Source organism: Erysipelothrix rhusiopathiae (assembly GCF_900637845.1).
Taxonomy (GTDB): Bacteria; Bacillota_I; Bacilli_A; order Erysipelotrichales; family Erysipelotrichaceae; genus Erysipelothrix; species Erysipelothrix rhusiopathiae.
This window is the reverse complement of record NZ_LR134439.1, coordinates 1681098-1706508: the sequence shown is the minus strand read 5'-3', so window position 1 is coordinate 1706508 and position 25411 is coordinate 1681098. Positions and strand designations below refer to the sequence as shown.

The following is a 25411-nucleotide window of genomic DNA, read 5'->3' as shown; positions in this document are numbered from 1 at the left end:
TTCGATACGATATAGATACAAGGAAACTTGTATGGAGGAAACAGATGAAAAAACTATTTTCTAGTGTTTTAGTTGTCTTGTTAGCTCTTACTCTTACCGCTTGTTCAGGTGGAGAAAAAGCTCAAGATGGAAAAGGCGCAGAAATCGCTTTGATTACTGACGTTGGTACAATTGATGACCGCTCATTTAACCAAGGTTCATACGAAGGCGTTAAACAGTATGGAGATGAAAACAAAGTTACATATACATACTACCGTCCCGTTGCGAAAGACGACGAGGCATACTTTAACGAAATCGAAAAAGCGATTACTGAAGGGGGCGCTAAGGTTGTTGTTATGCCAGGATTTTTATTCGCTAACGCAGCATTTAGAGCACAACAAGAATTTCCAGATGTAAACTTTATTTTTGTAGATGGTGCTCCTTCAGAGACACCACAGTCAGAACCCGTTATTGGTCCTAATATGTATTCAGTTGTTTGGGAAGAACAACAAGCTGGATTCTTAGCAGGATATGCTGCAGTTAAAGATGGCTACACTAAATTAGGTTACATTGGTGGTATGAAAGTTCCAGCTGTTGAAAAGTTCGGTTTAGGTTATGTTTACGGAGCAAATCACGCAGCTGAAGAATTGGGTATTACAGTAGATATGATGTACAAATATTCAGGTACATTTGAAGCGTCACAAGAAGTTCAAATGTTAGCATCAGGTTGGTATGCTGGTGGAACTGAAGTTATCTTTGTTTCTGCTGGTGGTGCTGGACCTTCAGTATTTAAAGCTGCAGAAGATAAAGAAGCTAAAGTTATTGGTGTAGATGTGGACCAAGCTGGCGAAAGTGAAACAATTATCACTTCAGCATTAAAAGAACTTCAACTTGCTGTTTATGAAGGATTGAAAGCGCACTATGATGGAAAATTCCCTGGTGGAACACAACATGCTTACAATATCAATGATGACGGTGTCGGATTACCTAAGAACTTCGACCGTTTCAAAACTTTCAAACAAGAAGATTTGGATAAAGTTATTGCAGATATGAAGGCAGATAAAGATGGTGTTACTTCAGCAATCAAGAAACAACATGCTGATGATTTCTCAGATGTTATCAGCGATCCAATCTTGAAAAACATTAATATCACATTTATTAAATAGTTATTTTAAAACGGCTTCATTGCCGTTTTTTTTCGTGTAAGTGGAAAAAGAAGTGTTTGAATCTCTATCTTTCACTTGATAAAGTTAAAGTGCAAGGGGGGATGATTATGAAATCCAAATTTATGATTTTGTTTATGAGTTTAATTTTGCTTGGGGCATGTTCTTCAAAGTCAACAGAAGATCAAAAGACTTCGGAGATTGCTTTGATTACGGATATTGGTACGATTGATGACCACTCATTTAATCAAGAATCTTGGGAAGGTATTATTGATTTTTGTAAGGAACATAATGTTTCATATAAATATTATCGACCAGAAAATAAAGATGATATAGCATTCTATAGTGAAATTCAAAAAGCAATTGAAGAAGGTGGGGCTAAAGTTGTAGTCTTACCGGGATTTTATTTTGAAGCAACAGCGGCTAAAGTGCAAAATGATTTTCCAAAGACTAAGTTTATTTTAATTGACGCTCTACCTAAACCTAATGAGTCGGGAACAATCGATATTCGGGACAATCTAGTTCCTGTTTTATTTAGAGAAGAACAAGCTGCGTATTTAGCTGGATACGTTACTGCACTTGAGGGTTATACGAAAGTAGGATTTGTTGGTGGCGCTAAAATTCCTGCGGTAGAACGTTATGGAATGGGTTTTCTACGAGGCTTACAAGAAGGCGCTAAAAGTATGAATAAAACGATTGATCTTAAATATAAATACTCAGGGGCATTTGAGCCATCTACTGAAGTTCAAATGCTAGGTTCGAGTTGGTATAATGAAGGAACGGAAATTATTTTTGGTTCAGCTGGCGGTGCTGGACAGTCAATCATAAAAGCCGCTGAAGATACAGATAAACGTTATATCGGAGTAGATGTTGACCAATCGTACTTAAGCAGTAAGGTGGTATATTCCGCAACGAAGGGTATTCGAAAAACGGTTAAGAATCTTCTCGTTGAGAACTCTGAAGATAAATTTCCAGGTGGGAAACGATTAAGTGTCGATTTAAATAATGAAGGTGTGGGTTTGGCTTTCGATGAATCCAGATTAAATCAAATCGGTAAAAGAGATATTAAAGCACTTCTTGAAAAAACAAAAAAAGAAATTCTAGATGATAAATTGGTAATTCTAACAGAACATGATGAACAGGGAGATGTTTTCACTGATCAAAGTTTATTTCCAAATCTAAAAATCGATTATTATCGCTGAGCAGAAAGCTCAGCGATATGTATGTGTTACACGATTGAAAGCGCTTGCTAAAACGTGTCGAAAATGCTAATATTTAGGTGAACATAAATCATATTCTATCGGGGGATGATTGAAGTTAGAACCCATCACAAAGGGTTAATTCACGAACAACCGGTTTTAATCGAACGCTTCAGTTGAATAGGGTATGACGGTTTATAGTGAAAAAATAATACGGGGATGATGCTTATTAAAAGTCGACAATTGGATATCAAGTATGCTTGATATTTTTATTATTTAAATTTTACTGTTTTATCGTTCTTTTTTTGTGTATGATATGTTTAAGGAGTGTAAGGGAATATGAAAAATATTGTTGAAATGAATCATATCACCAAGACGTTTCCAGGCATTAGAGCCAATGATGACGTCACAATTTCACTTCGTGAAGGGGAAATTCTAGCGCTACTGGGTGAGAATGGTGCTGGAAAGTCAACGTTGATGTCTGTGTTGTTTGGGATGTACCAACCAGACTCGGGAGAAATTGTCATTCGTGACAAAGTTACTCAAATCAATAACCCTCATGAGGCAACCTACCATAAGATTGGTATGGTACACCAGCATTTTAAACTGGTGGATAATTTTACGGTTACTGAGAATATTATTTTAGGAGTTGAGACCGTTGAACGCGGGATGGTCCGCCTTGGGGATGCTCGTAAAGATATTATCGAATTAAGTAATCGATATAACCTTAATGTAGATCCGGATGCAAAAATTTCGGATATATCAGTAGGGATGCAACAGCGTGTCGAAATTCTGAAATTACTTTATCGTGAAAGTGATGTCATGATTTTTGATGAGCCAACGGCTGTGTTAACACCGCAAGAAATTCAAGAGTTAATGGCAATTATGAAGCAACTTCGATCTGAAGGAAAATCAATTATTTTTATTACTCATAAATTGAACGAAATCAAAGAAGTAGCTGATCGTGTGTCGGTTTTACGTAAAGGGAAATTTATTGGTACCGTCAATGTAAAAGATGTAACTGTCGATGAAATGTCCGAAATGATGGTGGGTCGAAAAATTGATTTAAATATCGATATGAAACCGCAAGAGCGGGGTGAAGTAGTATTAGAAGTTACAAACATTAATGTTGCTTCTTCTCATGGAAATCATGATGCCGTTAAAGCAGCGTCATTTGCATTGCATGAAGGTGAAATTGTAAGTATTGCTGGTATTGAAGGTAATGGACAACATGAATTGGTTTACGCAATTGCTGGAATGTTACCGATAACACAGGGCGAGATCGTCCTTAAAGGTGAAAGCATTGAAGATAAATCAATCCGATACAGAAATACTCATGGGATATCGCATATTCCCGAAGACCGTCACAAGGATGGTTTAGTTCTTGACTATAAATTGGATTTCAATCTTGTATTAAAACAATATTTTACAGATCGTTTCCAAAAAAATGGAATGCTTCGTTTCGATAAAATCGAAACGTATGCACGTAAAATGATTGAAAAGTTTGATATTCGAAGTTCAAAAGGACCGAGTTCTGTTGTACGTAGTATGTCTGGTGGGAATCAACAAAAAGCTATATTGGCTCGTGAAATTGACATGGGATCGGAAGTTCTGATGGCTGTTCAACCAACACGGGGTCTTGATGTAGGTGCAATTGAATATATACATAACCAACTTGTAGCACAACGCGATGCTGGAAAGTCTGTTCTTCTCGTATCGTACGAATTGTCTGAAATTATGAACATCAGCGATCGAATTCTTGTAATGTACAATGGAGAATTTGTAGGTGAATTTAAGCCAGAAGATATTACGCAACAAGAACTTGGCTTATATATGGCTGGAGCAAAGCGGGGTACTCTAAATGGTAAAAACTAGTTCGATTGGTACAAAAATTAAAAAATTCTTCGCAAATGAGGGGAATCACGCTGTTATTGCATCCTTTCTTGCGATAATTATTGGATTGTTTGTTGGGTTCTTAGTAATCTTACTAACAACACCTCAATATGCATTAAGTGCATTTTGGATAATTCTCAAAGGTGGTTTCCACCATAACCTACGTGGTATGGGAAATGTTCTATTCCGAGCAGCTCCAATTATCCTGACGGGGTTATCGGTTGGATTCGCATTTAAAACGGGCCTCTTTAACATCGGAGCTTCAGGACAGTTTACAGTTGGTGCATTTACTGCAGTCTATATTGGCGTTAACTGGACTTGGATGCCTGCGGGTACTGGTTGGATTGTAGGTCTAATCGGTGGTGCTCTTGCTGGAGCACTGTGGGGTGCAATCGTTGGTATCTTAAAGGCTTATCGTAACGTAAACGAAGTTATTGCTTCGATTATGTTGAACTATATTGGAATGTATGCCGTAAACTATCTGATTACCAATACTGCATTCGATTCTGTTCACTCACGTACCTTGCCACCTGTAAATGCATATTTACCGGTACTTGGCTTAAACAAGATTTTTCCGAGATCATCGGTTAATATTGGAATTGTGATTGCGATTGTGATGGCAATTTTGATTTACATTATTTTAGAAAAAACAAAGTTTGGATTTGAACTGAAAGCAGTTGGTTATAATCGTCATGCCAGCCGCTATGCAGGTATCAATGAAAAAAAATCGATCATTTTATCAATGACGATTGCAGGTGCACTTGCAGGTCTTGGTGGTGCAGTGATGTACCTCGCAAATGTTGGGAAATACATGGATGTACTTAATGTTCTTCTTACAGAAGGATTTGACGGTATCTCAGTAGCTTTACTTGCTCAAAGTAATCCTATAGGTATTATTCTTTCAGGTCTCTTTATAGCACATATTACGTATGGTGGTAATAATCTTCAATTATTTGGTCTTGAGCCTGAAATTATCTCTGTTATCACCGCTACAATTATTTATGTGAGCGCACTTACAATACTTCTTAAAGGATTTATTGCGAAAGTGACGAAAAATTCCGGAGGTGATAACTGATGAACACACTTGCATTTATTGTTCAACAGATGTTGTATGTAGCAATTCCATTACTTGTAGTTTCACTTGGAGGGTTATTCTCTGAGCGTGGTGGTATTGTAAATATTGCTTTAGAAGGGATTATGGTATTTGGTACCTTCTTTGGAGTTATCACTCTGTTTTTCCTTCAGAACCATATGTCTGGTCAATTACTTTACATTGTTGCCATGTTAGCAGCCATTCTTGCGGGTGTTGTTATGGGTGCAGTGCATGCATTTGCGGCTATAAATATGAATGCAGATCAAACTATTAGTGGTACGGCCATTAATATGTTTGCACCAGCATTTACAGTTTATATCGCGCGTCTTTTGTATTCGGTAAAAGAAATTCCGTTCAGAAATGAGTTTCTCATTCGAAAGGTACCGTTCTTATCCGAAATACCGGTTATTGGTAAATTGTTTTTTACCAATGCGTATATCTCTACCTATATTGGAATTGCAATCCTCTTTATCGCAACGTTTGTTATCTATAAAACACGATTTGGATTACGATTACGATCAGCAGGAGAGAATCCTCATGCTCTTGACGCAGCAGGTGGAAATGTAAAACGTATTCGTTGGGCGGGAGTTCTTATCTCTGGAGCTCTTGCGGGGCTTGGTGGACTTATTATAACAGTTCCAATCAGTACATCATTTACAGGTACTGCAAATGGTTATGGGTTCCTCGCGTTAGCAATCCTTATTTTCGGTCAATGGAGACCTAAGACAATATTCTTTTCATCTCTATTTTTCGCTCTTGCATTAACGCTATCCAACGTTTATTCGGGAATACCATTCCTCAATGGACTTGGAATTCCGGATCAAGTTTTCAAAATGTTACCTTATATTGCGACCCTAGTAGTCCTTGTATTCACATCTAAGAAGTCTGCAGCCCCTAAAGCAGCGGGACAACCTTATGATGCAGGTAAACGTTAAAATAATTATTCACAGCAAAAAAGGTATGAATCTCACATGGAAGAGGTCATACCTTTTTTTTATCTGTATTTAAGGTTAAATACGTTTAGAATGTTAAAATTGATTATTTATTTTTACTAATATTGTGGAGAAGCTCCAATTTCAAGTCATAAAGTTTCTGAGATAAATCAACATAATAACGATGCGGATAATGAAGTCGTTTTACCTCATCCCAAATTGTTTCCAATTCCTTTTGAGAATAGAGTGCAATTTCTTCAAGATTCGGTAACTCATAGACACATTTACCATTTTGGTAAATAGGTACTTGTAATTCTCTTACTTGATAATCCGTCAGTGTTTTCTTCTTCCAAGGTGCGGAAGGGTCGAAAATGGTAATGGTATCAGTTGGGATTACTTCATCTGCGAGGGCGATGTAATCGGCAAGGGCTTTGTTCGTGTGATTATCATAGAAACGATAAAGTCGTTTGTAACTTGGGTTTGTTATTTTTTCAATGTTTTCACTTACTTTAATTTTTGGTGTAAGGGTTCCATCTGCGCGTTCTTGGGCTACAAGTTTATAAACACCGCCTAAAACAGGTTCCGATTTTGAAGTAATAAGATTTTCGCCAACACCAAATGAGTCGATTTGCGCTCCTTGGTAGATCAAGTCATCTATGAGATATTCATCAAGTGAGTTTGAGGCCATAATTTTACAATCTTGAAGACCTGCTTGATCGAGCATTTTTCGGGCTTCTTTGGATAGATATGCTAAGTCACCAGAATCAAGACGAATTGCTTTGAGGCGGAAACCGTTTGGAATAAGATATTCATGTGCTACTTTAATTGCATTTGGAATTCCAGATCCCAATGTATCATATGTATCAACGAGGAAAATTGCGTTATCAGGATTGATTTCCGCAAAAGACATAAACGCTTCAAATTCAGAATCATGAAGTTGAATGTATGAATGTGCCATTGTTCCAGAAACATGAGCCCCGTATTGATAACCAGCAAGTGTATGGGATGTTCCGATACAACCCGCAATAATTGCGGCACGTGCTCCATCGACGGAAGAATCGTAACCGTGAGCACGGCGAGCACCGAATTCGAGTACAGCACGTCCACGTGCAGCATTTACAATACGACTTGCTTTAGTTGTAACTAAAGTTGAGTAGTTAATCGATAATAATAAAAGTGTTTCAATGAGTTGTGCTTCGATAACGGTACCACGTACTGTGACCAACGGTTCATTTTGGAAAACAACCGTTCCGTCTTCAACAGCCCAAATGTCTAAATTTAATTCTAAATTTAATAAATAATCAAGAAATTTTGGATCTGTAAATCCTTGTTCATAGAGGTAATCGATATGTGACTGTGTAAACTTAAAATTATTAATGGTTTCAATAAGTTTACTCAATCCATTAAAAATAAGATAACCACCTTGGTTTGGTATTTTCCGGGTAAACATATCAAAATAAACAATTTCTTCATGTCGGTTTTGTTTGAAATATGTATAAGCCATTGTAAATTCATATAAGTCAGTCAAAAAGACTGCGTCGTTAGGTTTTATCATTATGTCACCGTTCTTTCTATTTACATCATATTGATGTACAATGCTATTATATTGTATCATTTTTTGGAGGATGTATCATGAATGAAGAATTAATATTAAAAAATGACATTAAGGTTTATCAAATCAATGAAGAAAAGTTTCATGAAGTGTATCTTTCGTTAAAAATTGTATTTAAGCTTGAATCAAGAACGAATACTATCGCAAATTTACTCACGCGGATGATGGGAGATCGTTTAATTGAAAACCCAACTAAAACATCACTCGCACAGCGACACGATATGTTATATGGAGCGAAGACAAGCGCTTTAACTTATACTTTAGGAACATACCAAGTTATAGATCTTGGAATTAAAATGATTCACGAACGATTCACCAATGAATTGTTGTTGGACAAACAGATTAAATTACTTGAAGATATGTATCTTTATCCACTATTAACAGAACAAACTCTTGAAGAAGCAAAGAAAAACTTACGCATCAGTCATATGCATATCAAAGAAAATGCATCGCAAAATGCGCTGGTTAAGGGTTTTAAACATGCAGGTGAAGGACAGTTGTTTGGTTTAAGTGCTTTTGGGGATTTGGATGATTTAGATTCTGTAAGCTTGAAAGATATCCAAAATCTTCATACACGTTGTATTCAAGAGTTTAATAAACAAATTTATTTGGTGGGGGGCGTTGACCGCGCATGTAATTTCGATGCATTTACGGTTGGTCACTCAATGCCAATCAACGAATCACTTTTAAAAACAGAAATTTCAAATTCGTATCTTGAAGAACGATATAAAGGAAGTCAAAGTGAACTTGTATGCGTTTATGAAACAAGCATTACGCCTTATGATGATTTGTATTATGCCTATCTCGTGTTTATTGCATATCTTGGTCAACTTCCGACCTCACTACTTTTCCAAAATATTCGCGAAAAGCATAGCCTATGTTATTCAATCTATGCATCACGTCAAGTCTATGACGGGATTTTCTATATTGCGACGGGAGTGAGTGATAAAAACGTAGAAAAGGCTTTATCACTGATTGAAGATCAATTTGAGATTGTTCGAAATGAACCTTTAGATTTAAAAGCGGCTATCAACTATTTAGATCTCTCCTTAGAGGGTAATACAGAACGGATAAAGAGTATTGCAGATCATACCTTTAGGAATAATATGCTGCAGGTAGATGAGTCCATTGAAACAATGCAGGAAAAAATTCGTGCAGTAACGGAGTCGGATGTGAAAGCTGTATTAACAAAAATCACAGAGCCGTTTATCTTCGCATATAGAGGTGAAAATGATGAAAACAATTAAAAATGATTTTAATGAAAAAGTGTATACCTTTACAACACCAAGTGCTCTGAGTGTAACCATTGTGCACCGACCTGGTTTTAAACGTTCAAGTGCTGTATATGGGACTCCGTTTGGTGCATTGAATCTTAAACAAAGTCTCGATGGAAATGTAATTGAACATAAATCGGGTGTTGCACATTTTCTGGAACATAAACTGTTTGAAGATGAGAGTAAGGATATATTAAGTCAATTTGCGGAACTTGGTGCAAGTGGCAATGCTTTTACTTCATACGAACAAACCATGTATTACTTTGGTCATAACGGTGATTTGGAAGCGCCCTTACGCTTACTGATTCAGTTTGTAAGTAAGTTTAGTGTGAGTGAAGAAAGCGTAGAAAAAGAAAAAGGGATCATCATCGAAGAAATAAAAATGTATGATCAAATGCCGGATATGCGTTTATTGAATGAGACGTATGTGAACTTATTTCATCATTATCCGTTTATCTATGATATCGCAGGAACAGAAAAAAGCGTGACGGAAACGACGCGTGCGGATTTACTCCGTGCTTTTGAAATGAACTATTCTGATCACCGCATGTCATTAACAATCGTAACACCGATGGATCCACAAAAGGTTGCGGAGATCGTCTTAGAAGAAACGCAATCACATCATGCTGTGAGTGAAAATGTAATGGATTTGTTTGATGAAGAACCGCATCATGTTGCGTTTAAAGAACGGGAAATTCAAGGGGATGTAGAAGTTCCGAAAATGACCTATTCATTTAAATTTCCTTATAATCGCAATGATAAATTAAAAGATGAGTTTTTGATACGTATGCTTTTAGAGATGAATTTTTCAGAAATGATCCCCGACTATCAGGTTTGGCTTGATGAAGGAATCGTTTCAAACTCATATGGCTATGATGTCGATATCCGTGAATCATTTGGTGTCATCTATTTTGTGAATGAAGGGCATAAGCACGAATCGTTTAAAGAAATTATTAAGTACCGCATGAATCATTTAAAGCATGATGAAGCAATGTTTAACCAGTTGAAGAAGCGATATTATGGTGAAATGATTATGTCACTAAGTAAAACAGATGAACTTGCAATTACATTGGGACGTGCTCACTTCGATGGAGTTTCGTACTTTGAGTATTTGGAAATGATTCGTGATTTATCGTATGATGCATTGGCCAATCTTGTGGATGTGATTGTGGATAGTGACGATACATTTTTACGGATGGTTAATTCGAATAATTAGGTTAGATTCTAGAGAATCTAACCTTTTTTGTTGTTTTTTTGAAAAAAATATTAGGAAGGTTTTTATTTGCAGTAAATTTATGAGTGTGGGGTAACCCACATTATGAAGAAAAGGAGGTCAAAATGAACTTTGTACAGCTAGTTGGACACATTGAAACCATGCCGGTGCCCATTGAGGACCACTCAAATGAAAGTTATGCATTGATGCATGTTAGTGTCACTTCAAATTTTAGAACGCCAACGGGTATTTTCAGAAAGGATACATTTCCGATTTTACTATGGCGCGGTGCAAGTGAGACAACCACAAACTCATGTAAACCAGGAAGTTTAATTTCTGTGAAAGGTAGATTAGAAATTAATGATGAAAAATTTATCTTAATTGCAGAACATCTTGAGTTCTTATATCCGAAATAGTACCAAAGAGAGTGATTTTTTTGTATAATAGAATGTAGGTGATAAAATGAAAAATTATTTGGAAATGTGTCAATTTGTATTAGACGAAGGTTCACGAAGAGAAGATCGTACGGGAACAGGTACGACAGGCGTTTTTGGTTATCAAATGCGTTTTGATTTAAGCAAGGGTTTTCCCTTGCTTACAACTAAAAAAGTTCATTTTCCATCGCTTGCGAAAGAACTTTTATGGTTTGTAAGCGGCGATACCAATATTAAATGGCTTGTCGAGAACAAGGTTCGAATTTGGAATGAATGGCCATACGAACTTTTCAAAAAATCAGATGATTACAATGGCGAAACCATGGATGAGTTTATTGCACGCATTGTAGCTGATGATTTGTTTGCTCAAAAATATGGAGAGTTGGGTCCCGTTTATGGTAAACAATGGCGTGATTTTGGTGGTGTTGACCAGATTAATAACGTTATTGAAACAATTAAAACAAACCCGTATTCACGTCGTATTATTATGAGTGCTTGGAATCCGACCGAAGTTGATCAAATGGCATTACCACCTTGTCACGCATTTATGCAGTTTTATGTAAGTAATGATCGAAAATTATCATTGCAACTTTATCAGCGTAGTGCAGATGTATTTTTGGGTGTTCCATTTAATATTGCTTCGTATGCGCTGTTGTTACACATGATAGCTAAAGTCTGCGATTTAGAGGTTGGAGAATTTGTCCATACTTTTGGTGATTTACATATTTACAATGATCATTATGATGCAGTTCAAATGCAATTAGCACGCGAACCGAAATCTTTACCACAACTCATAATTCATGGAAACCAAGAAAAAATTACAGATTTCAAGTTTGAAGATTTTGAAGTAGTCGGCTATGATCCACATCCATTAATAAAAGCAAAGGTGAGTGTGTGATGATTAAAATTATTGTCGCGATGAATAACCATCGCACCATTGGTTTAAATGGGTCGATGCCATGGCATAATAAAGAAGATCTACAGCATTTTAGAAAGTCGACACTGAATCAAAAAGTGGTTATGGGTCGAAAAACGTTTGAGGGTCTTCCTAAAAAGCTTGATAATCGAGAAATCTATGTCGTAACACGAAACGCTTCGATTGAAAATGCAATTCCAGATCTTAGGGCATTTTTAATGCAACACAAAGAATCGAGCGAAGATATTTTTATCGCGGGTGGCGGAGAAATTTACGCTCAAAGTTTGCCTTTTGCTCACGAGTTAATCATTTCGTATATACCAAATGATGTAATTGGTGATACATTTTTTCCGGATTTTTCTGATTTAGAATTCAAGATCAAGAATCAGGTTGAATACAGTACTTTTAAACAAGTAACTTACGAGAGGATATAATTATGACAATAGTAGAAATAATTGAAAAGAAACGTGACGGTATGGAATTAACTCATGAAGAGATTAATTTTTGGATTCATGGTGTTACAGATGGTACGGTTAAAGATTATCAAACCAGTGCATTGCTCATGGCAATTGTATTAAAAGGAATGAGTCTCGACGAGACAACAGCATTGACAGATGCGATGATGCGTAGTGGAGATGTTATTGATTTGTCATCCATTGTTGGCAAGAAAGTGGATAAGCATTCAACAGGTGGTGTAGGTGATAAAACTACAATTATCTTGAGCCCAATTGTTGCGGCAGCAGGTGCAAAAGTTGCGAAAATGAGTGGTAGAGGCTTAGGTCATACAGGTGGAACACTTGATAAGTTAGAATCCATCGCTGGTTTCAACATCGAGGTTTCAAGTCAAGATTTCATTGATCAAGTTAATGCTATTAATCTTGCAGTCATTGGTCAAACTGGAAATTTGGTTTACGCAGATAAAGTTCTCTATTCGCTTCGAGATGTAACGGGAACAGTTAATGCGATACCTTTAATTGCATCATCCATCATGTCAAAGAAATTGGCAGGAGGTGCAGACTGTATTTTACTTGATGTGAAATATGGTGAAGGCGCATTTATGAAAAATGTCGAGGATGCGCGTGAGTTAGCAAATACAATGATCACGATTGGCCGGAATCTTGGACGTGAGGTTAATGCGATGCTTTCAAATATGAATCAACCGTTAGGACATTCAATTGGAAATGCACTTGAAGTAGAAGAAGCAATTATGACTTTAAAAAACGAAGGACCAAAGGAATTAGAGGAATTGTGTCTTGTAGCATCAGGATATATGCTGTACCAAGCAGAACTTTCTGATTCATCAGAAAGTGGTTATGAACTCGCAAAAGAAACATTACGAAGTGGTGCAGCTTATGAAACATTCTTAAAATGGATTGAAGCACAAGGTGGAGACATTTCAATTTTTGATGATCTTGATTCCTTTACGAAAGCTAAATATGAAGTCGAAGTGTTCGCTGAGCAAGATGGTTACTTACACGATTTAAAAGCAATGGAATTAGGTATTGTATCCATGCACTTAGGTGCAGGAAGACAAACAAAAGACGATATTATTGATTATAAAGCGGGGATTGTACTTCGAAAAGAAATTGGAGATTTAATTCATGCGGGTGATTTACTTGCTACTTTATATAGCGATTCACCAATAACCGATGATCATAAAAACAATACAGTATCATGTTTTGTGATGGGACAAGAACCTGTTGAAAAACCAAATTTAATCGCAGCCGTGCTATAATAGTTTAGATTGGAGAATAACCATGAATTTTGAAGTATCTATTGATCAATTTAGTGGTCCCTTGGATTTAATGCTTTATCTAATTAAGGATAAAAAACTAGATCTTTTTGATTTGAATATTGATGAATTGGCGGATCAGTACATTGCTTTTATAGATAGCGTTCGAGATCAAAAACTTGAAGTAGCGTCTGAATATCTTAGTGAACTTGCCGGTTTAATTGAATACAAAAGCAAACGTCTGTTGCCTAGAGATAAAAGTGAACTGGATGCAAAAGATGTAGAAGATGATGAGAATGACCTTGTGAGACGACTTATTGAGTATCAACGTTATAAAGAGGTCAGCATTGAATTGGCAGAGCGTTATGAAGAACGTTCAAAGCAATTCGCAAAACCAATCTCATCGGGTTTGTTTAAAGAAATTAAGACGAGTTTACAAGATTCGATTACTTATGAACAAACGCCCTATGACCTTATGAATGCAATGATGAAAGTAATGAGTCGTTTTAAGTTAGCGCACCCTCAGGATGTATCTATAGAACGAGCGGAACTCTCAGTTGACGAAGTCGTAGAAGATTTAAGAAGAGTGTTTCAGGGTGGTGTCGTTTTGTCTCTTGACCATGTATTGTCTCAAGCACCCACCCTGCAATACCTGCTCGTATCATTCTTAGCAGTTTTAGATATGTTACGAATGGGAGATTTAAAAATGAGTTATCAAGATGAAGAGGTCTATCTGAAAGGGGCGATTTAATGACTGATTTTGCAATTATTGAAGGCATTTTATTTGCCTTTGGGGAAGAAGGCGTTGATAAAGAACAATTAATGCTCGCTCTTGGAATTGATGACGAAGCATTTAATAACAAAATACAAGATTATAAAATAAGTTTAATGGATTCGAATCGTGGATTGGAACTGGTTGAGTTTGGTTCAGTTTACAAGTTAATTACTAAAAAAGAACTGCACGAGACCATTTCCGATATGCTTGAATTTAATAAAAACCGTCAATTATCTCAAGCTGCTCTCGAAACACTTGCGATTATTGCATACAAACAACCGATAACGCGTTTAGAAATTGAAGAAATACGCGGTGTTAATAGTGACATGATGTGTCGAAGATTGGAAGCATTGGATTTAATTCAGGAATGTGGACGAGCTGATTCAGTTGGTCGTCCAATACTCTATGAAGTGACAAACTCATTTATGGATGTATTTAAACTGACGAGTTTGAAAGAATTACCCGAAATTAAGATAGAAATGTTGGAAGAAAATAATGAACTCTTTAAATAATATAAGATTACAAAAATTTATAGCGATGAGTGGATATTGTTCCCGTCGTAAGGCTGAAGTTTTAATAAACGAAGGTAAAGTAAAAGTTAATGGGATTAAAGTTACAGAACAGGGTTTGAAAGTTTCGACTGAAGACCGTGTTATGGTCAATGGAATCCTTATTAATGTTGAAGAAAAAAAAGTATACTACATTCTCAATAAACCTCGTGGCATTGTATCAAGTGCAAATGATGATAAAGATCGAGAAAGTGTCGTAGATTTAGTGCCAAATGACATTCGTGTTTTTCCTGTAGGCCGCCTCGATCGTGAAACAACAGGTGCACTCATCCTCACCAATGATGGAGATTTTGCTTACTACATGACACACCCAAAATTTGATCTATCAAAAATATATCGTGTAAGTGTTAGAGGAAGACTTTCCTATGAAGTGACCAATTCACTTAAAGAAGGCATTACCATTGAAGGTGTCGAATATAAAGGTGTCGAAATTAGTCGTGTGAAATATGATGCTGCTAAAGATAAAACTCAATTTTCGATTACGCTTCACGAAGGTAAAAACAGACAAATCCGTAAAATATTTGCGCATTTTGGACTTCCAGTCTTGAAACTTCACCGCTATCAAATTGGATATCTTGATATTGATGAACTTAAAATCGGACAATACCGTGAATTAAAACCATTTGAGGTTAAAAAATTGCTTTTAACAGCAAAAGGTGAAATCTAATGCAACAATTCTTCATTGAATCAATTGAGGACTTGCAACTCAGTGCAGATCAATTACATCAATGTCGAAAGGTACTTCGAATGCAAGAGGGTGATTCGATTCGACTTGTAGATCATCGTGGTAATGGTGTGATCGCTTCATTTACGGATGATACGCTCACACATCTAACAGTTAAAGAACCAATTGAATGGAACGAGAAAAAATTTAGATTGCGAATTGTCGCTTCATTAATTCGATCAGAACGCCTCGAGTGGATGATTCAAAAAGCATGCGAGTGCGGTGTAGATGAAATTATTCTTTACCAAAGTCAACATGGGGTTGTACGTGATTTTGGGAAAAGATCAGATCGTAAAATGGAACGCCTCAACCTCATTGCGAAGGAAGCGTCGGAACAATCTTACCGACAGTATGAAGTACCCGTTAAAGGAATCGCAACACTTGATGATTTACCTCAATATCAATCCGATTTAAATCTTTATGCGGATATAGGAGATGAAGCGCATTTGATTCATACAGTTCGGGAAGATACAAAGTCTATCACGGTACTTGTAGGACCCGAAGGCGGTTTTAGTAATGACGAACGCAGTAAATTTGAAGCAATGGGATATCGTCAAGTGAGCCTTGGAGACAATGTTCTTAGAGCTGAGACAGCAAGTATCTATATTTGTAATATTGTATCGGCGTGTGAGGTGATAAAGTGAATATACTAAAAAAATATCATGACCAGAAGCGTTCTAAAAAAGAAATCAAGATGTTGATGGATATGAATAAGATGTATAATTTAGGGCTTAATCCAAAATCTGATTTTGATCTTTTAAAACTTGATGTTTTTAAGCATAGTTTAGAGACTAAGAAAACATTCGAAACAGAGTTTGAGCGAATTCGGAATGAGCATCTGGATATGTGGGATAATTTACTTTTCAAAGAACGAAACTTTATCGTTCAGTGTGACATCGCCCCAATCAAATCAAAATTGAAAGTATTCCAAGTCGAAAATGAAAACAGAGTATACATTCCTATTTTTGATGGATTGTTGAATACCTTGTATGATCGTGAAACCGCGATTTTGGAGTTACCACAATACTTTAAATTATATAATGACTTTCAAGATCGTTTGATTCCAATCGATACGTATGGATTACAGCCCTTTATCGCAAATATGAGTTCAGGTCGATGTATCGCACAAAGCACATCCGATATTGTATTGTATCGAGAAGATATAAATATTTTTTATCGATACAATTTGACGGAATGCGAATCATATCCTCTATGGACGGAAAAAAAACTTGAATCCGAACACATTAAAGAACTTGCAGATTTAATATTAAATTCAGATGAAAAAGCATTATTAGATTATTGTATTGAAAATGAACTTATCAAACCGCGCTGCATTAAGAAAATTAATAAACAACGCGTTAAAGCAGAAAAAAAGAGTAGGAGATAAGTATGAAATTGAATAAACTTGTGAACACAGAATTGGATTGTGACATTGATCATTTGGTTCTTGATTCTCGTGATCGTGTTAAAAACGGCATGTTCTTCTGTTTAAAAGGCTTAACTGTTGATGGTCATCAGTTTGCGAAACAAGCAGTTGAAAATGGTGCGGTAGCGGTAGTCCACTCGGATGATATTGATGTAATCGAAGGAATTGTATATATTCGCGTCGATGATGTGATGACTGAATTGCATCGTGTAACGGATGTATTCTATAACAGTCCATCAACAAATATGTATGTTTATGGAATAACAGGAACGAATGGAAAAAGTACGACGATGCTTACAGTTCGCAACATTCTGAGAAGATTTGGTGTAAATGCGGGCTATATTGGTACAATCTCTGTAGAGTATAACGAACATAAATTCGCTCCTTCATTAACAACACCGGATATTGTAGAGTTGCAATCATACCTTCAGGATATGCGATTAGAAGGTGTTGAAGAAGTTTGCCTTGAAGTATCAAGTCAAGGACTTGCATTAAGAAGAGTTGAATCAATCGATTTCGATAATGCATCCTTTACCAACCTAACGCATGATCATCTTGATTATCATAAAACAATGGAAAATTATTTTGAGGCGAAGAAAATGCTTTTTGATAATTTAAAACCGTCTGGATTTATGGTTCTAAATATTGATAATGAATATGGTGAAATACTTCAAAATCAAGATTATTCAAATGTTGTAACATATGGAGTCGACAATCCGAAGGCACATTATCGTGCAAAGGATATTGTATTACATGAAGACTTTACCGAATTCACACTGATTCATGAAGGAAAAACCTATCCTGTTGTCACAAATTTTGTAGCGATATTTAATGTATACAACATGCTTAATGTCATCGCAATTCTACATCAACGTGGTTATGCTCTCGAAAAAATAATTCCTGAGCTTAAAGATATTGAGCACGTCGATGGTCGCCAAACAATGGTTAACAAGGGACAACCATTTAGAGTAATTGTTGATTTTGGACATGCACCAGACAGCATGAAAAATGTTTATGAATTTGTACGTTCGACACAAGATGAAGGTGCACGTTTAATTACTGTATTCGGTGCAGCAGGTGGGAGAGATACAGCAAAAAGACCGATAATGGGCCGTGTCGCTTCGATGTATTGTGATCACGTAATTATTACAGAGCATGATAATCGAGACGAGCGTGTTGTGGATATTACACAAGATATTATTACAGGGATTGAATCCAACAATTATGAGTTTGTGCCCAATCGTACAGACGCAATTGAAAAAGCTTTAAAAATGGCCCTGCCAGGTGATACGGTTGTTCTAATCGGTAAAGGTGAAGAAAAATTTATCTATCGTGAGCAAGGTTCAAAAGAAACGTGGATGGGTGACGAAGTATGTGCATCACTGATCCTTGATAAACTATACGGAGGAAAAGAAAATGAAATTAAGTAAATATATTGATCATACGCTGTTGAAGCAAAATGCTACAGAAGCGCAAATTCGTGTTTTATGTGATGAGGCAAAAGAATACGATTTTATGAGTGTGTGCATTAATCCGGGATTTGTTTCACTTTGTAATGAACTTCTAAGTGGTACTGATGTTAAAGTATGTACTGTAATCGGTTTTCCATTAGGTGCAAATACAACTGAAGTAAAAGTTTTCGAAACTAAAAACGCTCTTGAAAACGGTGCGGATGAGATTGACATGGTTATCAACGTAAGTGCTTTAAAAGACAAAAAATACGATTTAATCGAAAATGAAATTCGTTCAATTAAAGACGCATGTGGTGAAAACATCCTTAAAGTGATTATTGAAACATGTCTTTTAGAAGATGACGAAATCGTTAAGGTTTGTGAACTTGCTGTTGCTGCTGGTGCTGACTTTGTTAAGACATCAACAGGATTCAGTACAGGTGGTGCAACGTTTGAAGCTGTTAAACTGATGAAAGATACAGTTAAAAATCAAGCTTCTGTAAAGGCTTCTGGTGGTGTTCGAAGTCAAGAAGATATGGAATCGATGATCGAAGCAGGCGCTACACGAATCGGTACATCATCCGGTGTTGCATTGGTTAAAAACGAAGTAAGTCAATCCGATTACTAAAAAAAGGTGTTTCAGCCCTTCAAATGTATTCAATACGTTTGAAGTAAAGGCTGAAAACACCTTTTTTTTTATTGATACCAATTAATCTGTTCGTTTTCACTTATTAGCGTACGATAACCGATTGAAAGTGAAGTAAATGTTGTGAGAGCGACACCTGTTGTGATCGCAATCATAATTGCTGTTTGATACATAATGGCAGTTAGGGGAGGCGTTCCCGATATGATTTGTCCCGTCATCATTCCGGGTAGCGAAATAATGCCCATATTCAACATATTATTAAGAGTGGGTAAAAGTGCCATTTCTAACGATTGATTGACGAATGGAATCATAATCCTTTTAGGTGTGACTCCTAAGTTTAATAAGGTTTCAACTTTATTGCGTTCAAGATCAAGTGTATCAGTAAGTGTTTTGATTCCTAAACTCAATCCATTCATGGCATTACCAATGATCATTCCTCCTACTGGAATGGCATATTGAGGGTTGAAGATACTTGTTCTTACAATAATCCCTACAAAAAATGCAACGACAAAGAGACCCGAAGCCATAAGACATAAAAAGATAACACGCTTAAATTGGGGATTTAATCGGGGGTTTTTCTTTAATATTCTAAAAGTTGAAAAGAGAACCATCGAAGTTAAATAAAGAACCACAAAGAGGGGGTGTGGGTTTCCAAAGATGTACGTTAAGATAAGACCTGATAAGTATAATTGAACCGACATCTTGATACTTGCGGTAAATAAGAGACGTGTCTGACTTATATTTGCCCGTTTCATGATAAATAATACAATCAACAGTAACAGATATATTAAACTGAATTGAACAATGCTTAATTCAATGATTCCGCTATTCATGAGAATTATCCTCCTTCAAATTTGAAATGATGACTAAATTATCGGCGTATTTCTCACTTAACGCTGAATTGTGACTCACAATAATGAGGTCAAGGTGGTTTTGAATGCAGTACGTTTTTATGTTCTTTAACAAAGTGTCCGCAGTCACATCATCAAGAGCGGAAGTGGGTTCATCAAACATGATTGCCTTTCGCGCTAAAGATAAACAAAGAGCGATGTAAATTCTCTGACGTTCACCGCCAGACATAGAAATTACAGAATCATCAAGGTGTGCACTAGAGCACGATAGTTCTAGAAAGTTTTTGATTTGAGAATCTGTTAGGAGAGATTCCTCTCTTAAATTGTAGAAAGAATGAAAATTATCACGTACGCTTTGGTCGTATAAAAAAACAGATTGATCGCATAAAATATAGTCTCTACGCAACTCAATGCGATTATAATCCTCGATTTTCACGCCATCCAATGAAATGATTCCATCCTTGGGATCAACGGTTCCGTTGATGAGTTTTAGGAGTGTTGATTTACCAGAACCTGATGGCCCTGTTATAAATGTTGTTTCGCCTTCAACAATTCTAATTGTTGGGTAATGCAGTATATCTTTAAAATTAATGTTTGTTAGTTCAATCATAAAATGCCTCCGTAGAATTATCATAGCTTAAATAGAGGGAAATTAAAGTAAAACAGCACATTAATTTATTTTTGTTTACATTGGGCTCATAAAACTATAAGATTAAACGGTTGGTGTTCTGATTATGAACACAAAATGTATAAAAGAATTTAAGGAGTAATTATATGGAATTTAAAGATTTAGGTATCAATGAGAAAATTTTACAAGCGTTAACGGAACAAGGTTATGAAAAACCTACACCGATTCAGGAACAAGCAATTCCAACTTTATTAAAACATAACGATTTAATTGGACTCGCTCAAACAGGTACAGGAAAGACTGCTGCTTTTGCGGTACCAACGTTACAAAATTTAAAAGAGAAAGCATTTGATCGTAATGGAAAACGTAAAATACGTGCACTTGTACTCACGCCCACTCGTGAACTTGCCATTCAAATTCAAGAAAATTTTGAAATGTATGGTAAGTATATGGATTTACGTTCAACAGTAGTTTTTGGTGGTGTTGCGCAACGCTACCAAGTTAAAGCACTTCGTAACGGTGTTGACACATTGATTGCGACTCCCGGTCGTCTTGAGGATTTGATGAGTCAAGGTTATATTGACTTATCGCAGATTGAGATTTTTATTCTCGATGAAGCGGATCGCATGTTGGATATGGGATTTATTAATGATGTGAAACGCATTATTAAAAAACTTCCTAAAAAGAAGCAAACACTTCTTTTCTCTGCAACAATGCCATCAGAAATTTCAAGTATTGCGGAGATGCTTTTAAATAATCCTACTACAGTCGCAGTTACACCTGTATCTTCTACAGTTGAAACAGTAGAGCAAAGTGTTTATTATGTAGATCAACGTAATAAGACTCAACTTCTGATTGATGTTTTAGAGAACAAGTCTTTTGATTCTGTTCTTGTCTTTACACGTACAAAACGTGGTGCAGACCGTGTGGCACGTGATTTATGCCGTAGTAACATCAATGCAGTCGCAATCCATGGCGATAAGTCACAAGGGGCACGTCAACGTGCTCTGAGTGGATTTAAAGATGGTACGATTAATGTAATGGTCGCAACAGATATTGCGGCGCGTGGTATTGATATTAATGAATTAAAATATGTTGTGAATTATGAATTGCCAGAAGTTCCTGAAACATATGTGCATCGAATTGGTCGAACAGGTCGTGCAGGTTTTAGTGGCGCAGCGATTTCATTCTGTAATTTTGAAGAGATTCCATTACTTAAAGATATTGAACATGTGATTCAGATGCGTGTTCCTGTAATTAAGTCACATAACTATCCTTTACTTGATAAAACAATCAAGGATGGGAAAATCAGTAAAAAGAAAAAAGCTAAGTTAGAACGTATTAAAGCAGAAGAATCCAAAACTAAGAAAAAACCGATGAAACAAAAAGATTCCAAATCAAAAGGAAAACCTAAGAAAAAAGAAAAAGAACTCAATGGCCCTTATGATTGGAGTAATCATGCTTCGAAGAAAGCAAAGAAACAATCTCAAAACGGCAAGAAGCCAAGTGGAAGTCGTACACGAACAAAAAATCAAGAACAAAAAACAACAAATCGTCGTAAAAAGTCAGCATAAAGAATGCTTAATTAGGATGATAGATCGATTAAATTGTCCCAAAACGTGAGTGTGAGGGTGCTTATACACTAGGTTTTTACCGTTTAAGCAATATATTAGCAATATATCGAAAAAATCCTAATTATATACTTGATTTTGATTGATGAAGTGTTATAATTAATTTGCTTGCATCAGAAGGGAGGTTAGTCATGTCGAGAATTGTAGTAAAAGAGAACGAAGGTTTGGATGACGCATTACGCAGATTCAAACGTCAAGTATCTCGTAATGGTACCCTTGCTGAGGCTCGCAAAAGAGAGTTTTATGTAAAACCTGGCGTACGACGCAAATTGAAGTCGGAAGCTGCTCAAAAAGCACGCCGTAAAAAACGTAGATAACAAATCAGAAGCGCAAAGCGCTTCTTTTTTATTGCATGTTTTTAAATTTGCGATATGATTAATACATAAGGAGGACTACTCTTGGTAACTCAAACAGTTAATTTAAATGAACTTGAAATCTCACTCCAACAACTCGTCGGTATTGAGAATAAAAATATTCGTCACATTGAAAAAAATTATGAAGTAAATATTCATGGACGGGACGCTTATCTTTCCATTGATGGATCTGAAGTGAACGTAAATAACACCGTCACATTTATTCGCCTTGCAGCCTCAGTTATTAAACGCTATGAGCGTTTGGATGTTCAAGAATTTGAGTATTTGTTTGATGTTGTGCGTTTAAATCAAACAGATCGTTTTATTGAAATGATGGATGAAGTTTTAACGCGGTCTTTTACCGGTAAGCCAATTAGACCTAAAACTTTAGGTCAAAAGGTATTCATCGACGCATTTAAACAAAGTGATTTGACTTTTGCGATTGGACCAGCAGGAACGGGTAAGACATTTTTAGCGGTTTGCTATGCAGTAGAACTTTTAAGAAAAGGTGAAATTCAGAAGATTATCTTAACGCGTCCTGCTGTTGAAGCGGGTGAGAACTTAGGTTTTTTACCTGGTGATCTGAAAGAAAAAATTGATCCTTACTTAAGACCGCTCTATGACGCATTAGATGATATGCTCTCTCCAGAACGTGTTCAACGTTATATGGATAAAGGTGTTATTGAAATTGCGCCCTTAGCGTATATGCGTGGCCGCACCTTAGATGATGCAATGATTATTCTTGATGAAGCACAAAATACGACAAAAGCACAAATGATGATGTTTTTATCAAGACTTGGTCGCAATTCGAAAATGATCGTGACCGGAGATGTTGACCAGATTGATCTTCCGCGTCATCAAGCTTCAGGGCTTCGTGTTGCGCAAGATTATTTATCAGATGTTCCCGAAATTCGCTTTGTTAATTTATCACACAGTGATGTGGTTCGCCATCCATTGGTGATTAAAATTCTTAAGAAGTTTGCGGAAGGAGATCGTCGTGAGCAAGAAAATACTAATTATCGAAGATGAGGAAGGCATACGTCGCCTGTTGCGCTATGATTTAAAGCAGATGGGTTTTGATGTCTATTCTGCTAAAGATGGTCGTGAAGGTCTTGAGATGGCTTTGCAGGGACAGTATGATGTCATAATTGTTGATTGGATGCTTCCTTACCATGATGGCATTGAACTTGTTGCAAAATTTCGTGACCGTGGATTAAAAGCCATTTTAATCATGCTGACTGCAAAAGATGAGGAAGCAGATATTCTCGAAGCGTTTGATGCGGGTGTAGATGATTACTTGTCAAAACCATTTTCACCACGAGAACTTTCAGCGCGTATTACAGCACACCTACGCAGAGTTGATATGAATCATGAACTTAGAAGAATTGAAGTGGGTGATATTGTCATTAATTTGGATCAACATACAGTAGTGGTCGGTTCAAATCCTGTTGAACTTACCAAAAAAGAATTTGACCTGTTAATCTACCTATTACAGAATGAAAATATAGTATTAACACGTGATCAAATATTGTCTGAAATATGGCACTTTGATTACGATGGAGATACGAGAATTGTTGATGTTCATATATTTAAATTAAGAACAAAATTAGAAGATTCAAATGTTAAGATTAATTCGCTGAGAGGAGTTGGTTATGTTGCGAAAAGAGAATAAAATACAATTATTAATTCTCGTACTTCTTTCTGTGATTGCTCTATGGAGTCGTACAGTTGTATCAATACTTTTTTTAAGTTTAGGGATGGCTCTGCTATTTATCCTGGATACCTTAAACACTAAAAACAAAGTTGAAACAATTAAAGAAGATGTTGAAATGGTAAAAAAAGAGGCTACGGTACAAGCAGACTATGCTTATGATCGTACGGTACAATTAATCAATGCAATTCCATCACCGTTGGTTTATATTGATCAAAGAGGTGATTTTGAGGTAAGTAATCAATATTTTGATCAACTCATTCATGTAGACGCAAAAAGTGTGTACGATGTAAAGATTGATTCGCCGATACGCCAAACCTTATTGGATGCATTTCTAAATGAAAAGCAGTTTGTTCGTCAAGTAAGTTATCAAGATGTCGAGTTTCAAGTTCTATCAATTCCTTTTCTCACTGAAAAGCGCCGTTATAACGGATGTATGTTGATTTTTCAAGATGTTACACGCATTTTAGAGGGTGAAAAGATGCAGAAACGATTTATTGCGGATGCATCCCATGAACTGCGGACTCCGATCGCTTCGATCAAAGGAATGGTTGAAATTTTAAACCGACCTGAGTTTGATGATACGGAAACATTAGAAGCGTTTTTAAAACAAATTGAGAAAGAAAATAACAGACTTGATCATATCGTTGAAGATTTATTGCTTCAATCACGACTTAAGTCAAATACCGTATATTTAGAGAAAACAGTTTTTAATTTAAAACAGTTCTTTGATGGTTTGATCTATGAACGAAGACAAGAATTGCATCAAGCAAATATTAAAGTCGTTTTAAATTGTCCTTCAAATATTACAGTTTATGCTGATCAATTTCGTCTTTCACAAGTTTTCTTAAATCTTTTCAATAATGCCATTAATTATGCCGAAAACGGACGTATTAAAATTCAGTGTGATACTGATGAAGAATATGTTCACATTGATTTTATGGATAATGGCAAAGGTATGGAACCGGATTTAATTCCGCATATCTTTGAACGATTCTATCGTGGTGAAAAAGATCGCAGTCGTGAAAATGGTGGTAGTGGTCTTGGTCTTGCAATCTCGAAATCGATTGTGGAGGCACATGGTGGAACGATTAATGTCACAAGTAAGATTGATAAAGGTACAACCTTTACAATAAAGTTAACACAGAATTAACCTTTAATTGATTTTCTTTTAATGATACCTCGCTATACTTTCAATAACAGTTG

At 36.3% G+C, this 25411-nt stretch carries 26 protein-coding genes; 23 read left to right on the top strand and 3 right to left on the bottom strand.

All coding sequences use genetic code 11. The features are described 5' to 3' along the window. Nucleotides 1-44: 44 nt before the first annotated feature. The 5 genes from EL194_RS08250 (at nucleotide 45) to EL194_RS08230 (ending at nucleotide 6262) form a co-directional block, all read left to right on the top strand. Nucleotides 45-1145, top strand: a complete 1101-nt coding sequence (locus tag EL194_RS08250; protein WP_013853051.1) for a BMP family lipoprotein — start codon at nucleotides 45-47, stop codon at nucleotides 1143-1145. 107 nt (nucleotides 1146-1252) lie between these two features. Next, nucleotides 1253-2344, top strand: a complete 1092-nt coding sequence (locus tag EL194_RS08245) for a BMP family lipoprotein (RefSeq protein WP_034886580.1) — start codon at nucleotides 1253-1255, stop codon at nucleotides 2342-2344. Between the two features lie 336 nt (nucleotides 2345-2680). Beyond that, on the top strand, nucleotides 2681-4216 hold the full coding sequence (locus tag EL194_RS08240; protein ID WP_003773913.1) for an ABC transporter ATP-binding protein: 1536 nt from the start codon (nucleotides 2681-2683) through the stop codon (nucleotides 4214-4216). After that, nucleotides 4203-5309 carry an ABC transporter permease gene (locus EL194_RS08235; RefSeq protein ID WP_003773911.1) on the top strand — a complete coding sequence of 369 codons (1107 nt, stop codon included), beginning with the start codon at nucleotides 4203-4205 and terminating at the stop codon, nucleotides 5307-5309. Before EL194_RS08240 ends, EL194_RS08235 begins: the two co-directional genes overlap by 14 nt. Continuing rightward, nucleotides 5309-6262 carry an ABC transporter permease gene (locus EL194_RS08230; RefSeq protein ID WP_003773910.1) on the top strand — a complete coding sequence of 318 codons (954 nt, stop codon included), beginning with the start codon at nucleotides 5309-5311 and terminating at the stop codon, nucleotides 6260-6262. The genes EL194_RS08235 and EL194_RS08230 overlap by 1 nt, the downstream gene beginning before the upstream one ends. Nucleotides 6263-6365: 103 nt before the next feature. On the opposite strand, the gene EL194_RS08225 is transcribed toward EL194_RS08230, so the two are convergent. Continuing rightward, nucleotides 6366-7814, bottom strand: coding sequence for a nicotinate phosphoribosyltransferase (locus tag EL194_RS08225; RefSeq protein WP_034886579.1), 1449 nt, complete (start codon nucleotides 7812-7814; stop codon nucleotides 6366-6368). 77 nt (nucleotides 7815-7891) lie between these two features. Between EL194_RS08225 and EL194_RS08220 the strand changes: the two genes are divergently transcribed. The 13 genes from EL194_RS08220 to deoC all read left to right on the top strand — a co-directional run bounded on the left by EL194_RS08220 (nucleotide 7892) and on the right by deoC (nucleotide 19013). Further along, entirely contained in the window at nucleotides 7892-9118 is a 1227-nt protein-coding gene (locus EL194_RS08220) for a M16 family metallopeptidase (RefSeq protein WP_003773904.1), read from the top strand. After that, the gene (gene yfmH / locus EL194_RS08215) at nucleotides 9102-10361 is read left to right on the top strand and encodes an EF-P 5-aminopentanol modification-associated protein YfmH (protein ID WP_003773902.1); all 1260 of its coding nucleotides are present in this window, start codon (nucleotides 9102-9104) and stop codon (nucleotides 10359-10361) included. The genes EL194_RS08220 and yfmH overlap by 17 nt, the downstream gene beginning before the upstream one ends. A gap of 122 nt (nucleotides 10362-10483) precedes the next feature. Beyond that, entirely contained in the window at nucleotides 10484-10774 is a 291-nt protein-coding gene (locus tag EL194_RS08210; protein WP_013853045.1) for a single-stranded DNA-binding protein, read from the top strand. Between the two features lie 46 nt (nucleotides 10775-10820). Further along, nucleotides 10821-11690, top strand: coding sequence for a thymidylate synthase (thyA, locus tag EL194_RS08205; protein ID WP_003773896.1), 870 nt, complete (start codon nucleotides 10821-10823; stop codon nucleotides 11688-11690). Continuing rightward, entirely contained in the window at nucleotides 11690-12142 is a 453-nt protein-coding gene (locus EL194_RS08200) for a dihydrofolate reductase (protein ID WP_003773894.1), read from the top strand. Before thyA ends, EL194_RS08200 begins: the two co-directional genes overlap by 1 nt. Before the next feature lie 2 nt (nucleotides 12143-12144). Further along, nucleotides 12145-13443 (top strand): pyrimidine-nucleoside phosphorylase, encoded by a 1299-nt coding sequence (locus EL194_RS08195; protein ID WP_003773892.1) that lies wholly within the window; start codon nucleotides 12145-12147, stop codon nucleotides 13441-13443. Between the two features lie 22 nt (nucleotides 13444-13465). After that, nucleotides 13466-14191, top strand: a complete 726-nt coding sequence (locus EL194_RS08190; RefSeq protein ID WP_003773890.1) for a segregation and condensation protein A — start codon at nucleotides 13466-13468, stop codon at nucleotides 14189-14191. After that, nucleotides 14191-14727, top strand: coding sequence for an SMC-Scp complex subunit ScpB (scpB, locus tag EL194_RS08185; protein ID WP_003773887.1), 537 nt, complete (start codon nucleotides 14191-14193; stop codon nucleotides 14725-14727). Before EL194_RS08190 ends, scpB begins: the two co-directional genes overlap by 1 nt. Further along, a complete protein-coding gene (locus EL194_RS08180) occupies nucleotides 14711-15451 on the top strand; it encodes a pseudouridine synthase (RefSeq protein ID WP_003773885.1) in 741 nt (246 codons plus the stop codon). The genes scpB and EL194_RS08180 overlap by 17 nt, the downstream gene beginning before the upstream one ends. Continuing rightward, nucleotides 15451-16152 (top strand): RsmE family RNA methyltransferase, encoded by a 702-nt coding sequence (locus EL194_RS08175; RefSeq protein WP_003773884.1) that lies wholly within the window; start codon nucleotides 15451-15453, stop codon nucleotides 16150-16152. Before EL194_RS08180 ends, EL194_RS08175 begins: the two co-directional genes overlap by 1 nt. Further along, nucleotides 16149-16895, top strand: a complete 747-nt coding sequence (locus EL194_RS08170; protein WP_003773881.1) for a hypothetical protein — start codon at nucleotides 16149-16151, stop codon at nucleotides 16893-16895. Before EL194_RS08175 ends, EL194_RS08170 begins: the two co-directional genes overlap by 4 nt. Nucleotides 16896-16897: 2 nt before the next feature. Next, nucleotides 16898-18364: a UDP-N-acetylmuramoyl-L-alanyl-D-glutamate--2,6-diaminopimelate ligase gene (locus EL194_RS08165; protein ID WP_003773880.1), complete on the top strand. Its 1467-nt coding sequence runs from the start codon at nucleotides 16898-16900 to the stop codon at nucleotides 18362-18364. Further along, on the top strand, nucleotides 18351-19013 hold the full coding sequence (gene deoC / locus EL194_RS08160) for a deoxyribose-phosphate aldolase (protein ID WP_003773878.1): 663 nt from the start codon (nucleotides 18351-18353) through the stop codon (nucleotides 19011-19013). Before EL194_RS08165 ends, deoC begins: the two co-directional genes overlap by 14 nt. 68 nt (nucleotides 19014-19081) lie before the next feature. On the opposite strand, the gene EL194_RS08155 is transcribed toward deoC, so the two are convergent. Beyond that, complete coding sequence (locus EL194_RS08155) at nucleotides 19082-19864, bottom strand: ABC transporter permease (protein ID WP_003773877.1); 783 nt, start codon at nucleotides 19862-19864, stop codon at nucleotides 19082-19084. Continuing rightward, nucleotides 19857-20492, bottom strand: coding sequence for an ABC transporter ATP-binding protein (locus tag EL194_RS08150; RefSeq protein ID WP_003773876.1), 636 nt, complete (start codon nucleotides 20490-20492; stop codon nucleotides 19857-19859). The genes EL194_RS08155 and EL194_RS08150 overlap by 8 nt, the downstream gene beginning before the upstream one ends. 164 nt (nucleotides 20493-20656) lie before the next feature. Between EL194_RS08150 and EL194_RS08145 the strand changes: the two genes are divergently transcribed. The 5 genes from EL194_RS08145 to EL194_RS08125 all read left to right on the top strand — a co-directional run bounded on the left by EL194_RS08145 (nucleotide 20657) and on the right by EL194_RS08125 (nucleotide 25358). Continuing rightward, entirely contained in the window at nucleotides 20657-22084 is a 1428-nt protein-coding gene (locus tag EL194_RS08145) for a DEAD/DEAH box helicase (protein ID WP_003773875.1), read from the top strand. Between the two features lie 188 nt (nucleotides 22085-22272). Beyond that, a complete protein-coding gene (rpsU, locus tag EL194_RS08140) occupies nucleotides 22273-22458 on the top strand; it encodes a 30S ribosomal protein S21 (RefSeq protein ID WP_003773874.1) in 186 nt (61 codons plus the stop codon). Nucleotides 22459-22539: 81 nt separating this feature from the next. Beyond that, nucleotides 22540-23523, top strand: coding sequence for a PhoH family protein (locus EL194_RS08135; protein ID WP_003773872.1), 984 nt, complete (start codon nucleotides 22540-22542; stop codon nucleotides 23521-23523). Next, nucleotides 23492-24166, top strand: coding sequence for a response regulator transcription factor (locus EL194_RS08130; RefSeq protein ID WP_003773870.1), 675 nt, complete (start codon nucleotides 23492-23494; stop codon nucleotides 24164-24166). Before EL194_RS08135 ends, EL194_RS08130 begins: the two co-directional genes overlap by 32 nt. Further along, entirely contained in the window at nucleotides 24147-25358 is a 1212-nt protein-coding gene (locus EL194_RS08125; RefSeq protein WP_003773868.1) for a sensor histidine kinase, read from the top strand. Before EL194_RS08130 ends, EL194_RS08125 begins: the two co-directional genes overlap by 20 nt. Nucleotides 25359-25411: the final 53 nt, after the last annotated feature.

Excerpts from the sequence above, each read along its gene's own strand:
- thyA (WP_003773896.1), top strand. The coding sequence starts at position 10,821 with ATGAAAAATTATTTGGAAATGTGTCAATTTGTATTAGACGAAGGTTCA.
- EL194_RS08145 (WP_003773875.1), top strand. The coding sequence starts at position 20,657 with ATGGAATTTAAAGATTTAGGTATCAATGAGAAAATTTTACAAGCGTTA.
- EL194_RS08155 (WP_003773877.1), bottom strand. The coding sequence starts at position 19,864 with ATGAATAGCGGAATCATTGAATTAAGCATTGTTCAATTCAGTTTAATA.
- deoC (WP_003773878.1), top strand. The coding sequence starts at position 18,351 with ATGAAATTAAGTAAATATATTGATCATACGCTGTTGAAGCAAAATGCT.
- EL194_RS08245 (WP_034886580.1), top strand. The coding sequence starts at position 1,253 with ATGAAATCCAAATTTATGATTTTGTTTATGAGTTTAATTTTGCTTGGG.
- scpB (WP_003773887.1), top strand. The coding sequence starts at position 14,191 with ATGACTGATTTTGCAATTATTGAAGGCATTTTATTTGCCTTTGGGGAA.
- EL194_RS08210 (WP_013853045.1), top strand. The coding sequence starts at position 10,484 with ATGAACTTTGTACAGCTAGTTGGACACATTGAAACCATGCCGGTGCCC.
- EL194_RS08180 (WP_003773885.1), top strand. The coding sequence starts at position 14,711 with ATGAACTCTTTAAATAATATAAGATTACAAAAATTTATAGCGATGAGT.
- EL194_RS08250 (WP_013853051.1), top strand. The coding sequence starts at position 45 with ATGAAAAAACTATTTTCTAGTGTTTTAGTTGTCTTGTTAGCTCTTACT.
- rpsU (WP_003773874.1), top strand. The coding sequence starts at position 22,273 with ATGTCGAGAATTGTAGTAAAAGAGAACGAAGGTTTGGATGACGCATTA.
- EL194_RS08175 (WP_003773884.1), top strand. The coding sequence starts at position 15,451 with ATGCAACAATTCTTCATTGAATCAATTGAGGACTTGCAACTCAGTGCA.
- yfmH (WP_003773902.1), top strand. The coding sequence starts at position 9,102 with ATGATGAAAACAATTAAAAATGATTTTAATGAAAAAGTGTATACCTTT.
- EL194_RS08165 (WP_003773880.1), top strand. The coding sequence starts at position 16,898 with ATGAAATTGAATAAACTTGTGAACACAGAATTGGATTGTGACATTGAT.
- EL194_RS08240 (WP_003773913.1), top strand. The coding sequence starts at position 2,681 with ATGAAAAATATTGTTGAAATGAATCATATCACCAAGACGTTTCCAGGC.
- EL194_RS08190 (WP_003773890.1), top strand. The coding sequence starts at position 13,466 with ATGAATTTTGAAGTATCTATTGATCAATTTAGTGGTCCCTTGGATTTA.
- EL194_RS08235 (WP_003773911.1), top strand. The coding sequence starts at position 4,203 with ATGGTAAAAACTAGTTCGATTGGTACAAAAATTAAAAAATTCTTCGCA.
- EL194_RS08200 (WP_003773894.1), top strand. The coding sequence starts at position 11,690 with ATGATTAAAATTATTGTCGCGATGAATAACCATCGCACCATTGGTTTA.
- EL194_RS08195 (WP_003773892.1), top strand. The coding sequence starts at position 12,145 with ATGACAATAGTAGAAATAATTGAAAAGAAACGTGACGGTATGGAATTA.
- EL194_RS08225 (WP_034886579.1), bottom strand. The coding sequence starts at position 7,814 with ATGATAAAACCTAACGACGCAGTCTTTTTGACTGACTTATATGAATTT.
- EL194_RS08150 (WP_003773876.1), bottom strand. The coding sequence starts at position 20,492 with ATGATTGAACTAACAAACATTAATTTTAAAGATATACTGCATTACCCA.
- EL194_RS08220 (WP_003773904.1), top strand. The coding sequence starts at position 7,892 with ATGAATGAAGAATTAATATTAAAAAATGACATTAAGGTTTATCAAATC.
- EL194_RS08230 (WP_003773910.1), top strand. The coding sequence starts at position 5,309 with ATGAACACACTTGCATTTATTGTTCAACAGATGTTGTATGTAGCAATT.
- EL194_RS08125 (WP_003773868.1), top strand. The coding sequence starts at position 24,147 with ATGTTGCGAAAAGAGAATAAAATACAATTATTAATTCTCGTACTTCTT.